The organism is Actinoallomurus iriomotensis (assembly GCF_030269445.1).
Classification (GTDB): domain Bacteria; phylum Actinomycetota; class Actinomycetes; order Streptosporangiales; family Streptosporangiaceae; genus Actinoallomurus; species Actinoallomurus iriomotensis.
The window spans coordinates 26,234-39,268 of record NZ_BSTJ01000005.1 but is presented as its reverse complement, the minus strand read 5'-3'; the positions used below and the strand labels follow the sequence as shown (position 1 = coordinate 39,268).

Sequence of the window (13,035 nt, the reverse complement as noted above, 5' to 3'; positions counted from 1 at the left end):
TTCCCTCGCTCACGATGCCTCCTGACGCTGTGATCCGAAATCGCTCACGCCGCCGCCTCCGCCGTACGGGGGCGCCGGAAGACGCGGCGGCGTGTCACCGTGGCGCGTTTGGCCGGGTCGAGCCGGTCCCGCGCGGCGTCGCCGAGGAGGTTCACCGCGAGCACGAGGACGAACAGGGCCAGGCCGGGGAAGGTGGCGAGCCACCAGGCCGTCGCGATGTACTGCTGCCCGTCGGACAGGATCGATCCCCAGGAGGCCGTCGGCGGCTGCACGCCCAGCCCCAGGAAGGACAGCGACGCCTCGTACACCACCATCAGCCCGAACTCCAGCGTGCCCACGACGATCGCCACCGGCAGCACCTCGGGCAGCACGTGCCGGACCAGGATCCAGCCGCCGGACGCCCCGGTCGCCGTCGCCGCGCGTACGAAGCCGCGGCCCCGGGTCTGCAAGGTGGTGGAGTAGGCCACCCGGGCGTACCTCGGCCAGCGCACGATCGCCAGGCACACGACGACGTTGACCAGGCTGGGGCCGAGCACGGCGACGACGAGGACGGCCAGCAGGAAGAACGGCACCGACAGCACGACGTCGACGATCCGCATCACGAGCGCGCCGAGCCAGCCTCCCCGCCAGCCCGCGACCATGCCGAGCGCGACGCCGGCGACGCCCGCGACGACCACCGCCGCAGCGGCGACGAGCAGCGAGACCCGCGTGCCGTACATGACGCGCGACAGCACGTCGCGGCCGAGCGCGTCGGTGCCCATGAGGTGGTGGGCCTGGGGCGGCAGCAGCCTCCGGGCCAGCGCGACGGTGTTCGGGTCGTCCGGGGCGAGCAGCGGCGCGAAGGCCGCCAGCAGCACATAGAGTCCGACGATCACGAGCGGGACGGTGAGACGGGACCGGCCGTTCATGCGGTACCTCCTCCGGCGGCCACGCGCCGGTCGATGACGCCGTACAGCAGGTCGGTGGCGAGGTTGACCACGACGTACACGGCCGAGGCGAGCAGCACGATCGCCTGCACGACCGGGAAGTCGCGCGCCGCGACGGACTGGACGGTGAGCTGGCCCAGCCCCGGCCAGGCGAAGATGACCTCGGTGACGACCGCGCCGCCGAGCAGGTTGGCCAGCTCCAGCGCGGCCACCGTGAGGACCGGGATCGCGGTGTTGCGGGCGAGGTGGCGGGTGACCAGGCGCCAGGTGCCGGCGCCCTTGGCGCGCGCCGTGCGCACGTAGTCCTGGGCGAGCTGTTCCAGCATCGCGCCCCGTGTCACGCGGGCGATGGCCGCGGCCGACAGCGCCGCGAGCGTGACGCTGGGCAGCAGCAGCGACAGCGGCCCGTCGTACCCGGTCGAGGGCAGCCAGCGCAGGCCGACCGAGAACACCAGCACGAGGAGCAGACCGGTCCAGAACGCCGGCATCGCCTGGCCGGCGAGCACGATCGGCATCAGCACCCGCTCCTGCCACCGTCCGCGTTTCAGCGCGGTGACGGTGCCGACCGTGACGCCGAAGAGCAGCGACAGCACCAGCGCGGCGACCGCGAGGTTGGCGGTGTAGGGCAGCCGCTCGGCGAGCAGGTCGGTGGCCGGACGGTTCTGCACGTACGAGTAGCCGAGGTTCCCGTGGACGGCGTCGCCGAGGAAGGTCGTGTACTGGTGCCAGAGCGAGTCGTTCAGGCCCAGCCGGTCGCGTACCCGGGCGATGTCGGCGGCCGTGGCGCCCTCGGGCACCAGCAGCCGCGCCGGGTCGCCCGAGAGCCGCAGCGCGAAGAACACGATCGTCACCACGCCGAACAGGGCCAGCAGCGCCTGCCCGATCCGTCCGGCGATGTAGCGGGGTGTGGCGGGGAGGGCGGCGAGCCGCCGCCGGGGGAGCACGGCCGTCATGGTCAGCGCACCTTCATCGTGTCGAGGAAGAAGCTCTCCTGGGCGTCCGGCGTCCAGGAGACGCGGGCGTTCGCGCCGTAGATCGCGTAGTCCTGGAAGAGGCCGAGGCCGGGCAGGTCGCGGGCCAGCACCTGGAACGCCTGGTCATAGAGGGCGCCGCGCCGTTTCGGGTCGATCACCCGCCGGGCCTGCTCGACGAGCCGGTCGAAGGACGGGCTGGTGTAGGAGCTCCAGATGCCGCCCGTGTGGAAGAGCGGGTAGATCACTCCGTCGGCGTCCAGGCAGGAGCACGACCAGCGGCCGAACCGGATCGATCCCCAGTCGTGCCCGGGGTCCTGCACCTTCTTGAGGTACGTCGGCTGGTCGGTGCTGCGGATCTGGACCTTCAGTCCCACCGCGGCGAGGTCGGCCTGGATCGCCTGGACGATCTGCGGGTTGAACGAGGGCGAGGTCGCCATCACGACGGTCGCGCCCTTCGCGCCGGCCTCGGCGACCAGCCGCCGGGCGGCGGCCGGGTCGTACCCGGCGGCCGGCAGTTTCGTGTCGTAGCCGAACGCGAGCGGGGTGAGCAGGGAGTTGATCGGTCTGGCGTATCCGCGCTGGAGGTTCTCGATGAGGGCCCGGTAGTCGATCGCGGCGGCGACGGCCCGCCGCACGCGCGGATCGTTGGCCGGGCCGCCCTTGATCGTGTTGAAGGCCAGGTAGGCGATCCGCTCGGTCGGCGTGGACAGGACGGCGAGCCGGGGGTCGCGCTTGATCTGGTCGGCGGCGTCGGGGGTGAGCCCGGTGGCCAGGTCCGCCTTGCGCGACTGCAGGTCGACGACGCGGCTCGCCACGTTCGGCACCGCGCGGAAGACCGCGGCGCGCACACTCGGCCGTCCGTGCCACCACAGCGGGTTGGCCCTCAGCTCGACCTGGGATCCGGCCGTCGCCGAGACGAACACGTACGCGCCGGAGCCGATCGGCCTGGCGGCGAACTTCTCGTCGCCGACCTTCCGGACGTACCGCTCGGGCACGACGGACAGGGTGGTCAGGTAGGTCAGCAGCGTCGGCGCGGGCTGCGCGGTGTGGATCACCAGGTCACCGCCGTCCGCGGTGGCCCTGCTGATCATCGAGAAGTTGGCGAACTGCTGGCTGGCGAACTTCTTGTCCAGGATCCGGTTGACGCTGAACGCCGCGTCCGCCGCGGTGAGCGGGCTGCCGTCACTGAACCGCACACCGGGCCGGATCGCGAAGCGCCAGGTGGTCGCGTCGGTCTGCCGCCAGGAGGTGGCGATCCACGGCACGAGCGCGTGCGTTCGGGGATCCCGGCGCAGGAGCTGGTCGAAGATGTTGCGGTAGACCGCGTAGGTGTCGGAGTCGTACTGCTTGCCGGGGTCCAGGGTGGACGGGTAGTTGGCGGTGTCGATGACCAGGGTGCCGGGGTCGCGTTCGGCGGTCGCGGGATGGATGCCGCAGGCCGCCAGGGTCGGCACGGCCACGGCGAGGGCGGCGGCGACGGCGGCGCGGAGGCGCTTCGCTCGCATGGCGATCGGATCCAATCCGCTCAACCGCGGGCGGGGATGCGGCCGTCCTTGGCCAGCAGCGGCACGTCGACGCGCACGGTCTCGGGGTACTTCACGCCCGCGCCGGTGTTGAGGACGACCACCTCGTCGTCGGCGTCGAGGTGCCCGGCGTCGCGCAGCCTCCCCAGCGCGGCGAAGCAGGCCGCGCCCTCGGGGCAGATGAAGGCGCCCTCCAGCTCGGCGAGTTCGGCCTGGGCGGCGAGGAGCTCCTCGTCGGTGACCGCGACCGCGGTGCCACCGGTCTGGCGGACCGCCCGAAGGACGAGGAAGTCGCCGAGGGCCTTGGGCACGGTGATGCCGAAGGCGACGGTGCGGGCATCGGGGAACGGCGCGCTCTCCTCCGCTCCGTTCTCGTACGCCTCGACGATCGGCGCGCAGCCGGTGGCCTGCACCGCCACCAGGCGCGGCAGGTCGCCGGTGACCCAGCCGAGCTCCTTCAGCTCCAGCAGGGCCTTGTGGATGCCGATGATGCCGACGCCGCCGCCGGTCGGGTACAGGATGACGTCGGGCATCCGCCAGCCGAGCTGCTCGGCGATCTCATAGCCCATGGTCTTCTTGCCCTCCAGCCGGTACGGCTCCTTGAGGGTGGAGACCTCCTGGTAGCCGTCCCGCTCCCCCACCGCGGCGCCGACGAGCCGCCCGGCGTCGCCGATGAGCCCGTCGACCCGGTACAGCTCGGCCCCGGCGACCTGGCACTCGGCCATGGTGATCGACGGCGCGTCGTCGGGCATCGCGATCAGGCTCCCCAGGCCGGCCCGCGCGGCGTACAGCGCCCAGGCCGCGCCGGCGTTGCCGTTCGTCGGCATCGCGACGCCCTTGACGCCCAGCTCGGCGGCGCGGGAGACCCCGACGGCCGCGCCGCGCGCCTTGAACGTGCCGGTGGGGATCAGTCCCTCGTCCTTCATCAGGAGGCGGTTCAGCCCGGCGCGGCGGGCGTACGCGGGCAGGGGCAGCAGGGGCGTCATCCCCTCGCCGAGACTGATCACGTGCTCGGGGTCCCGCACGGGCAGGACCTCGTGGTATCGCCAGAGGTTCGGCTCCCGGCGCGCGATGTCGTCCGGGGTCACCGCGTCCCGTACGCGGCCGAGGTCGTAGCGGGCGAGCAGCGGCGCCCCGGCGGCGGAGGTGCCCTGGAGGACGCCGGCGTCGTAGCGCTCGCCCGTCCGTGAGCACTCCAGGTGGCTGAGGAACGAAAAGGTCACGGCCTCTCCTCACGAGTGGGGGTGCGCGAAGCCGTAATTTTGGATCCAAAATTGGGCGGGCGTCAATAGGCCATCCACATTCCGGACAAGATCGGCAGGGATTGTGGTGAATCATCGCCGGGCCGGCCCGCGTCCCTGGCATCAGCCGTCCGTAACCATGCGTTTTGTACGACCGATAACATGTGTTATGCGTTGGAGCCCACTCGCGCTTCCGCGACGCCGGACGCACCCATCAGTGCTGGTCGGCGTTCTGCTGCTGGTCGTGTGCGTCCTGGCGGAGACCGCGGTCGTGGCCCTGCTCAGCGACGTCACACCGGTCCTGTCACTGGACGCGATCTACCTGTTCGGCGTGGTGCTCATCTCCTCGATCTGGGGACTGCGGCTGGGGCTGGTGACGGCGGCGGTCAGCGCCATGACCTTCGGCCTGTACGTCGCCGCGTCCACGCCGCCCCTACCCGGCATGTGGATGGCGTTCCTCGCGAACTTCGTGGCCTACTGCGTGGTGGCGTTGCTGGCCTACTCGGTCTGCGGCCTGACCCGGCTGCTGGCGGGCGAGGTGGACGCGCGGGTCGACGCCGATCTGTCCGCCACGCTGGCCCGGCTGCTGTTGCGGACCCCCGACCCGCGGGCCGCGATGCCCACGGCGGCCCGGGGACTGGCCCGCACGCTGGGGCTGCCGTCCGCCTCGATCGAGCCCGGCCCCGTACGCCCCCGGGAGGGGCACACGACGTTCCCGCTCCGCGGCGACGGGACGCTCGCCACCCTCGTCGTCCCCGCGGACCTCACCAGGCCCACGCTCCGGCGGCTGCGCGACCGCGCGGTGCCCTCGCTGGAGTTGCTCCTGGAGGCCGCGCACGAGCGTGAACGCGCGGCTGACGCGCTCCGCGTCAGCCGGGACCAGCTCCAGCGGATCGTTGACGAGCAGACCTCACTGCGACATCTGGCCACCCTCGTGGCGCGCGGCGCCCCGCCGACGGAGGTCTTCGACGCCGTCGCCCGCGAGATGGGCCTGAACCTGGGGGTCGAGCACACCGTGATCGTCCGCTACCAGCCGGACGACACCGCGGTGGTCACCGCCGGAAGCTGGAACTACCGGGGGATCGTCGAGCACGGCTCGCACTGGGTGCTGGAGCCGGGAACCGTCACCGAACTGGTCTACCGCACCCGTTCACCCGCGCGAGTGAACGCCTACACCGGCGACGGTGCGCTGGCCAAGCGGCTGCGCTCTCGCGGGGTGATCTCCTCCGTCGGCTGCCCGATCATGGTCGGGAGCTTCCTGTGGGGCATCGCGATCGCCTCCGCGAGCACGGAGGAGCCGCTGCCGCCCGACACCGAACGGCGGATGCGCGAGTTCACCGAGCTGGCCTCCGCCGCCATCGTGAACGCCCAGAGCCACACCGACCTGATCGCCTCGCGCGCCCGGGTCGTCGCCGCCGCGGACGAGACCCGCCGCCGCATCGAACGCGATCTGCACGACGGCACGCAGCAGCACCTGGTCGCGATCGCCCTGGACATCAGGGGCATCGAGGTCGCCCTGCCGCCGGAGCTGGAGGAGACACGACGCCGGCTCTCGGAGACGGCGCACGGGATGGAGGACGCGCTCGCGGAACTCCAGGAGATCTCCCGCGGCCTGCACCCGGCGATCCTGGCGAAAGGCGGCCTGAAGCCCGCGCTGACCGCGCTCGCGGGCCGCTCGCCCATCCCGGTCGAGCTCGACGTCGGCGTCCCGGCCCGGCTGCCCGAGCGCGTGGAGGTGAGCATCTACTACGTCGTCTCCGAGGCGCTGACCAACGCGGCCAAGCACGCGAACGCGTCGGCCGTACGGGTCGATCTGACGGTCGAGAAGACCCTGGTCCGGCTGTCCGTCCGCGACGACGGCACCGGCGGCGCCGACCCGGACCACGGGTCCGGGCTGACCGGCCTCACCGACCGCGTCCACGCCCTCGGCGGGCGGATGGAGATCATCAGCCGGCCCGGCGAGGGGACGACGCTGTTCGCCGAGATCCCCTACCAGGCATGACGACGGCGAACTCGCCAGCCTCGTGCCGATTGTGGCCAATCCGCTACTGAGCGTGTTCATCGCTCTCTCCGCGGTTAGGTACAGGGCGGAACCCCCTACGGCCGCGGAGGGCCTCAGCCGGGCTCCGAGTGACGAGCCCGCGCGTCGGCGGTACGGCATCACGACCGGGTCCTGACGAGCCGGCTGACCGGCGGGTCCGCGAGACGGCGCGGGGTGAGAACCGCGGGGGTGCGGCTCTCGCCCCGCGCCGAAGACCGCCATGAGGCGTACGGGACCCCGGCGGAGCTTTCGGGACCGGCGCGACCATGGACCGGCGGAGCTCTCGGGACCGGCGCGCACCCATCGGGACCGGCGGAGCTTCCGAGACCGGCGCGCACCATCGGGACCGGCGGGGGTCTCGGGACGGCCGTTCGGGACCGCGCGGGACCCCGGATCCGACACCGTCGGGACCGGCAGGGCTCTCGGGACCGCGCGGGACTCCGGACACCGTCGGGACCGGCGGGGCTCTCGGGAAACGGGACGTTCGGGACGCTCCGGGTCGGTGAGGCCGTCAGGGCACGAGGACGAGTTTCCGGCCGCCGGCCCGGCCGGTGACGACGCGCCTCAAGGCCGACGGGCCCTCGTCGAGCGGCATCGCCTCCGGGGTGAGCCGCAGGCGCCCGGCGACGACGTCGTCCGCGAGATCGGCGAGCAGCGCCGGGTCCGGCCGGACATAGAGGTTGGTGCTCGCCACGTCTCGGCGCGGCGGCGGCGCGTCCGAGGTCAGGGAGCAGAGCAGCCCGCCGTCGCGTACGAGGCCCATCGCCTCGTCGGCGGTGCCCGGGGCGGCGACCAGCGCGGCGTCGAAGCCGCCCTCCAGCCGTGCGGTCCAGCGGCGGTCGTGGTAGTCGGCCACCTCGGCCGCGCCGAGTTCGCGCAGCCGCGCGGCGCTGGACTCCGACGCGGTCGCGGACACCGTGATGTCGGCGGCCACGGCGAGCTGGAGCGCGAGCGCGCCGGTGACGCCGGCCCCGCCGGTGATCAGGAGCCGCTGGCCCGGTTCGAGCGAGAGCAGGTCGATCGCCTGCCTCGCGGTGAGCCCGGCGACGGGCAGCGCGGCGGCGGTCTCCGGATCGAGGGCGTCCGGGCGCGGGGTCAGCGCGGATGCGGTGAGCAGGACACGCTCGGCCCAGAAGCCGCTGCCGCCGGGCAACGGCACCTCGTGCGCCAGCACGGCGTCGCCTTCGGCCGTCTCCTCGACGCCCTCACCGACGGCGACCACCCGTCCGGTTCCCTCGACGCCCAGCGCCGCGGGCGGGACCAGCCCCACATCCCATCCTCCGGTGTACAGGAGCCGGTCCCAGGATCCGACGCCGGCGGCCTCGACGGCGACCACGACCTGGCCGGCGCCGGGCGGGTCCGGATCCGGCAGGTCCAGGGCCTCGACCCTCCCGCCGACCTCGGTCACTCCACAGGCCCGCATCTCCGGTTCCTCCTCTCCGCCGCGTGACCGCGGCCGAGCACACCCCCTGGCTACAGGATCGATCCACCGGACCGAAGATCGCCACCCGGGGTCGGCGAAGCGGCCCGGCCCGCCGGGCGCGGTGCCGCGGCCGGTCACGGTGGTCCGGGTGCGCGACGGCCATGAGGGCCTCGGCACGACATGCCGGACTCCGTCCTCGCAGCTCGGCCACGCCGTACTCGGTCCCCCTATCGCCGGCCGTGTTCTTCAGCGTCGTGACGAGTTGCCCGGTGAGAGGTCGACGGTGATTCTGCTGGCGCCATGGGGGCGGTCACGTGGGTCCGTCACCCGGTCGACACCTCCCTTGAGCGCCGCCTCCAGGGCCGGCTCCTCGTACGCGGTCACGTGGGCGAACAGCCCACGTGACCAGCTCTCGACGGGGTGACCGGGAACGCCCGCCCGGCGGGTACGGCGCCCTGCGGGCGAAGTCGGCCCGGCCGCCCGGCGATGATCCCGTCGGCGGCCTGACCGCGCAGGTCGCCCTCGCTCGTGGTGTTGATCGAGACCATCCGCCGCTCACGCGGGGGTGTCGAAGGCGGCTGCCGACGCAGAACGTCGGGACGTGCTCGTCGCGCTGCCGGTACTCGCGCGCGTAGCAGGGCGTCCGGGATCCGGCCGGTGCCGGTGTCGGCCCCACACTCCGGCGAGAGGGTCCCTACCTGGCGGGAGCCGCCCCGGACGTCGCCGGACCCCGTCCCCTCCCCCCGGGGCGGGCACGCGCCCGGTCAAGGCGCACGCTTCGGCGAAGCCGCCGACGATCGCCTTGATCCGCCCACTCGTGGTCCCGCCGGCCCCGGCCTTGGGGCATACGCCGTCCGGCACGCGCTTCGCGGCGTACTCGACGATCCTGTCGCCGGCTCGACCGGGACCGTCTCGGTGAGCGGCTGGCCGGCGTCTCGCCGATGGAAGGAGGCCGCTTGGCCGGCACTGGCGCCGGCCGGGTGCCGGGGCGCGTGGTCTGGCGAAGGAGCAGCGGCACCTCGCTCAAGCGCGCGGGCCCGTACTCGCACATGCCGTTCCAGTACGCCCGCCGTCGCCGGAGGAAGCGCTCCAGCCGCCCGGGGAACTCACCCTCCACGTACGCACGAGGTCCATCTCGTGCGCCCGGACGCCGGTGAGCCCCGCGGCACCCGCCTCCGGCGCGTCCATGACCGTGTGACGATCAGGTGGCCTCGTCGTCGGCCGGGAGGCCCGCGGCGGCGCGCGAGCGGCGGTCCCACTCGGGCTGGACGTCGGCGAAGCGCGGTCCGTGGCCGCGCTTGTAGACCAGCAGCGTGCGTTCGAAGGTGATGACGATCCTTCCCTCCGCGGTGAACCCGACGGTGCGGACGGTGACGACGCCGACGTCCGGCCGGGACCGGGAGGGCCGGGCGGCGAGCACCTCGGACTGGGAGTAGACGGTCTCGCCCTCGAACAGCGGGTTCGGCATCCGCACCCGGTCCCAGCCGAGGTTGGCCATCACGTGCTGGGAGATGTCGGTCACGCTCTGCCCCGTGACCAGGGCGAGGGTGAACGTCGAGTCGACCAGCGGCTTGCCGAACTCGGTCTGGGAGGCGTAGTGCGTGTCGAAGTGCAGCGGCGCGGTGTTCTGCGTCAGCAGCGTCAGCCACGCGTTGTCCGTCGCGGTCACGGTGCGCCCGAGCGGATGCCGGTACACGTCGCCGACCGTGAAGTCCTCGAAGTAGCGGCCGGTCCAGGAGACCGTGCCGCCGGACCGCCGGTGGTCCTGTTCCGTCTCGCCCGTGTTCGGTTCGTTCATGTTCGGCAACTCCTTCACGTCTTCGCCGCCTCATCCCCATCGTTCCCGACCGGCGCGGGCCGGCCCCGGCCGCCCCGGCCGCCCCGGACGCGGGCGGCACGGGCGAACTGGTCGTCGAAGCGGCGCGGGAACGGCATCATGCGGTGCCGGCCGGCCCACGGCGCGGCCTGCCGCACGGCGTTGAACCCGGCGGCGGTGACGATCCGCTCCGCGCCGGCGAACAGCGGCCACGCCGGATAGACGTCGAGGTGGGCGACGTCGTCCGGCAGCGTCGCGGGCCGGCTCGGCGACACGAGCGTGAGCCGCGGCCGTACGCCCTCCAGCGCGGCGGTCTCCCGCGCGTACGCGACCAGCTCGGCGGTCTCGCCGGGCGGTCCGGAGTGCACGACCAGCCAGCCGCCGGGCCGGGCCGGCGAGGGCGCGGCGACGGACGGTTCGGCGAGTTCCAGCGGGGCGAGGGCGGCGGACACCGACCGCAGGTACGCCTCGTGCTCCGCGGCCACCGGCTCCACGAGCCAGGTCTCGTCGAAGCCGAGCGGCTCGGCCGGCAGCAGCGGCCGGTAGACGTCCCAGCGCAGCAGCCGGGCCAGGTGCACGACGCGGATCCCCGGCGGAACGGCCCGCGAGGACAGCTCTCCGGTGAGGCCGGCGGGGAAGGCGTCCACCACGAATTCGGCGGGCGCGAGCTCCGCCAGCGCGGAGGCGATCCACCGGGTGAGCCCGTCGCGGCCGAGGCCGGCCGGCGCGGACCGTACGGGATGGCCGCCGGTCACACGCGGGTCGGCGGCGAACGGCGAGCCGGTCAGGATCGTGACCGGCCCTCGCACGGCCCGCGTGTGCAGGTACGCCCGGATGCGCGTGAGGTGCCCGAGCCCGCCGCCGTGGGCGTAACAGACGATCACCCGGCGCGGGTCTCCCGCAGGACGGCCAGGTAACCCGCCGTCTCCGCGGCCGGGGTGAAGTCGCGCCGGACCCGCTCGCCGGCGGCGGCGCCCAGCTTGGCCAGTTCCCCGCCGGTCGCCCGTGCCGCGCGGGCGACGGCGGCCCGGCAGCCGTGCGGGTCGCCGGCCGTGAACGTGAACCCGATCTCGTCGTCGGCCAGGTCGGCGAGGCCGCCCGCGTCCGAGGCGAGCAACGGCACGCCCAGGGCGGCCGCCTCCAGCGCGACGTTCGGCAGGCCGTCGTAGAACGAGGGCAGGGCGACGAGGTCGCAGGCGGCGTAGACGGCGGGCAGCTCGAACCGGTCGAGGAAGGGCATCCGCGTCCAGGCGACGGCGTCGAGCCGCTCGGTGACGCCGTCCTCCAACTCCCCGACGAACAGCAGGTGGAACGTTTTCGCGTGGCCGGAGGCCAGCAGCGCGTCCAGCAGGAACCCGACGCCCTTCTTGTTCTTGAGCTGCCCGACGAGCCCGAGGACCCGGCGGCCGGGCGCGACGGCGGAGGCCCGCCACGCCCTCGCGCGCGAGCGCTCGGAGGGCAGGATCTCCCAGTTCGCCGTGTCGATCCCGTTGGCCACCCAGGTCACGGCGGCCTCGGGCACGAGTGCGGAGACCAGCGGCGCGTGCGAGCGGGCGACCACGCAGACGCGCGCCGACGCGCGCAGCGCGGCCAGCAGCGCCTCGCGGCGCCGCAGCGAGAAGACCCCGGTGTCGAAGTCGTTGCCGCGCAGGCAGGTGACCAGCGGCACGCCGAGCCAGGCGGCGATGACCGGTGCGCCCAGCAACGCGTACGTGCCGCCGAACGCGACGACGTGCGTGTAGGTGTGACCGGCGAGCCGGGTCCAGAGGCGCCGCAGCGCGTGCTCGGGGCCGTCCCCGAGCGGCGCGGTCAGCAGCCGGCCGCCGTACTCCCGTTCGCTCCCCCACGGCCGGTCGCGCCGGGTCAGGTGCGCGACGTCGACCTCCACGTCCGCGCCGCGCAGGCCGCGCACGATCCGGTCGCACGACTCGGCCATGCCGCCGCGGCTCGGCGGGTAGTGCTCGGTGAGCCACAGCACGCGCATCAGCTGTCGATCCAGCCGCCGTCACCGGAGTCATCGCCGACGTCCCCGCCGATGTCGAAGTCGTCGCCGGAGTCGGAGTCGGAGTCGGAGTCGGAGTTGTCGCCCTGGTCGAAACCGTCCCGGTCGTAGCTGTCGTAGGTGTCGTACAGGACCGGGTCGCGGTAGTCGTAGGAGGCCTGCTGGTAGTACGCGCGCCGGTAGCCGCGCGCCCAGCCCGGCCCGTACGGGTCGGCGTAGCCCTGGGCGCCGGAGCACTCCGGGCACAGGCCCTGGGCGTCCGCGTGCTCCGCGCAGACCGGGCGGCCGCAGCGGCACACGGTGACCGAAGGGCGGTCGCAGCGGCCGAGGATGAAGAACCCGGTGGTCGCTCCGCAGGGGTTCACGCGGTCCTCCCCGAGGTCTGCGGCGGGGTCCAGCGGAACAGCTCGGCGACGACCGTGAGGATGGCCTGGAGCTGGTCGTTCTCCTCCGGCACGCGGGGCAGCTTGGCGGTCGCGTTCAGCGCGGTCCGCTTGCCGTCCTTGAGCCGCACCTGGACCCAGGCGGGCGGCGGCGTACCCGGTCGCCGCACCGCCGCGTCGCGCGCCAGCGTGCGTTTGGCGTCGATCCGCTGCACGGCCTTCTTCTTGGTCTTGTACTTGTGCTTGCCGCGGGGGTTGACCCGGTGGATCTCCCGGTGGCGGACCCGGTCGGTGACCTGGATCTCCAGGACGCTGCCGTCCCGCAGCTCGGCGCGTACCTGGAGCCAGGGGTCCACGACGAACCACTCGGTGAGCCGGCGGACGCGCCCGCTGACGGGCAGGTCCTGCTCGGGGCCCTTCTTGCCGGGCTCCTTGAGGCCGCGGAAGTCGGCGGTGACGCCGATCGCGCCGTCCGGCGCCGTGTCCTCCGACAGCACGTGGATGAGCGGGACGAGAACCGCCGTCGTCCGCGACGGCAGCTGCCATTTCCGCCGTTTCACCGTCGTCTCGTGCTGGGAAAGGCTCGCCAGAACGGCCGCCCACTCGCCGGGGCCGGCCGACCCCGTGACCGTGCGCTCCAGCGTCAGGTGCTGGTGCGCGGGGTGGAAGCGGCCGATCGCTTCGCGGGTCTTCCGCCAGAACATGA

The 13,035-nt window shown here is 73.5% G+C and carries 12 protein-coding genes and 1 pseudogene; 1 reads left to right on the top strand and 12 read right to left on the bottom strand.

Translation table 11 applies throughout. The annotated features are described in order from the left end of the window. Positions 1-44: 44 nt before the first annotated feature. From QSK37_RS20955 to QSK37_RS20940, 4 genes are read right to left on the bottom strand one after another with little or no spacing between them, the layout of a single operon-like run. Complete coding sequence (locus QSK37_RS20955) at positions 45-908, bottom strand: ABC transporter permease (RefSeq protein ID WP_285623644.1); 864 nt, start codon at positions 906-908, stop codon at positions 45-47. Next, the gene (locus QSK37_RS20950) at positions 905-1,879 is read right to left on the bottom strand and encodes an ABC transporter permease (RefSeq protein WP_285623642.1); all 975 of its coding nucleotides are present in this window, start codon (positions 1,877-1,879) and stop codon (positions 905-907) included. The genes QSK37_RS20955 and QSK37_RS20950 overlap by 4 nt, the downstream gene beginning before the upstream one ends. Positions 1,880-1,881: 2 nt before the next feature. After that, positions 1,882-3,405 (bottom strand): ABC transporter substrate-binding protein, encoded by a 1,524-nt coding sequence (locus tag QSK37_RS20945; protein WP_285623640.1) that lies wholly within the window; start codon positions 3,403-3,405, stop codon positions 1,882-1,884. A gap of 20 nt (positions 3,406-3,425) precedes the next feature. Further along, the gene (locus tag QSK37_RS20940) at positions 3,426-4,646 is read right to left on the bottom strand and encodes a threonine synthase (protein ID WP_285623637.1); all 1,221 of its coding nucleotides are present in this window, start codon (positions 4,644-4,646) and stop codon (positions 3,426-3,428) included. Between the two features lie 235 nt (positions 4,647-4,881). Here QSK37_RS20940 and QSK37_RS20935 point away from each other — a divergent pair, with 235 nt between their 5' ends. Continuing rightward, positions 4,882-6,666 carry a sensor histidine kinase gene (locus tag QSK37_RS20935; RefSeq protein WP_285623636.1) on the top strand — a complete coding sequence of 595 codons (1,785 nt, stop codon included), beginning with the start codon at positions 4,882-4,884 and terminating at the stop codon, positions 6,664-6,666. Positions 6,667-7,216: 550 nt separating this feature from the next. On the opposite strand, the gene QSK37_RS20930 is transcribed toward QSK37_RS20935, so the two are convergent. The 8 genes and pseudogenes from QSK37_RS20930 to QSK37_RS20900 form a co-directional block, all read right to left on the bottom strand. Then, positions 7,217-8,128, bottom strand: a complete 912-nt coding sequence (locus QSK37_RS20930; RefSeq protein WP_285576185.1) for an alcohol dehydrogenase catalytic domain-containing protein — start codon at positions 8,126-8,128, stop codon at positions 7,217-7,219. Between the two features lie 142 nt (positions 8,129-8,270). After that, positions 8,271-8,381, bottom strand: a pseudogene (locus QSK37_RS51770) (acetyl-CoA hydrolase/transferase C-terminal domain-containing protein); the annotation flags it as partial. A 127-nt stretch (positions 8,382-8,508) separates the two neighbouring features. After that, on the bottom strand, positions 8,509-8,676 hold the full coding sequence (locus QSK37_RS20925; protein ID WP_285623633.1) for a hypothetical protein: 168 nt from the start codon (positions 8,674-8,676) through the stop codon (positions 8,509-8,511). 653 nt (positions 8,677-9,329) lie between these two features. Continuing rightward, a complete protein-coding gene (locus tag QSK37_RS20920; RefSeq protein WP_285623631.1) occupies positions 9,330-9,926 on the bottom strand; it encodes a MaoC family dehydratase in 597 nt (198 codons plus the stop codon). Positions 9,927-9,940: 14 nt separating this feature from the next. Beyond that, on the bottom strand, positions 9,941-10,828 hold the full coding sequence (locus QSK37_RS20915; RefSeq protein ID WP_285623629.1) for a hypothetical protein: 888 nt from the start codon (positions 10,826-10,828) through the stop codon (positions 9,941-9,943). Beyond that, on the bottom strand, positions 10,825-11,928 hold the full coding sequence (locus tag QSK37_RS20910) for a glycosyltransferase family 4 protein (protein WP_285623627.1): 1,104 nt from the start codon (positions 11,926-11,928) through the stop codon (positions 10,825-10,827). The genes QSK37_RS20915 and QSK37_RS20910 overlap by 4 nt, the downstream gene beginning before the upstream one ends. Beyond that, complete coding sequence (locus tag QSK37_RS20905) at positions 11,928-12,311, bottom strand: hypothetical protein (RefSeq protein ID WP_285623625.1); 384 nt, start codon at positions 12,309-12,311, stop codon at positions 11,928-11,930. The genes QSK37_RS20910 and QSK37_RS20905 overlap by 1 nt, the downstream gene beginning before the upstream one ends. Then, positions 12,308-13,033 (bottom strand): hypothetical protein, encoded by a 726-nt coding sequence (locus tag QSK37_RS20900; RefSeq protein WP_285623624.1) that lies wholly within the window; start codon positions 13,031-13,033, stop codon positions 12,308-12,310. Before QSK37_RS20900 ends, QSK37_RS20905 begins: the two co-directional genes overlap by 4 nt. Positions 13,034-13,035: the final 2 nt, after the last annotated feature.

Coding starts and splice junctions, on each gene's coding strand:
- QSK37_RS20955 (WP_285623644.1), bottom strand. CDS start 908: ATGAACGGCCGGTCCCGTCTCACCGTCCCGCTCGTGATCGTCGGACTC.
- QSK37_RS20930 (WP_285576185.1), bottom strand. CDS start 8,128: ATGCGGGCCTGTGGAGTGACCGAGGTCGGCGGGAGGGTCGAGGCCCTG.
- QSK37_RS20910 (WP_285623627.1), bottom strand. CDS start 11,928: ATGCGCGTGCTGTGGCTCACCGAGCACTACCCGCCGAGCCGCGGCGGC.
- QSK37_RS20945 (WP_285623640.1), bottom strand. CDS start 3,405: ATGCGAGCGAAGCGCCTCCGCGCCGCCGTCGCCGCCGCCCTCGCCGTG.
- QSK37_RS20900 (WP_285623624.1), bottom strand. CDS start 13,033: ATGTTCTGGCGGAAGACCCGCGAAGCGATCGGCCGCTTCCACCCCGCG.
- QSK37_RS20950 (WP_285623642.1), bottom strand. CDS start 1,879: ATGACGGCCGTGCTCCCCCGGCGGCGGCTCGCCGCCCTCCCCGCCACA.
- QSK37_RS20925 (WP_285623633.1), bottom strand. CDS start 8,676: ATGGTCTCGATCAACACCACGAGCGAGGGCGACCTGCGCGGTCAGGCC.
- QSK37_RS20920 (WP_285623631.1), bottom strand. CDS start 9,926: ATGAACGAACCGAACACGGGCGAGACGGAACAGGACCACCGGCGGTCC.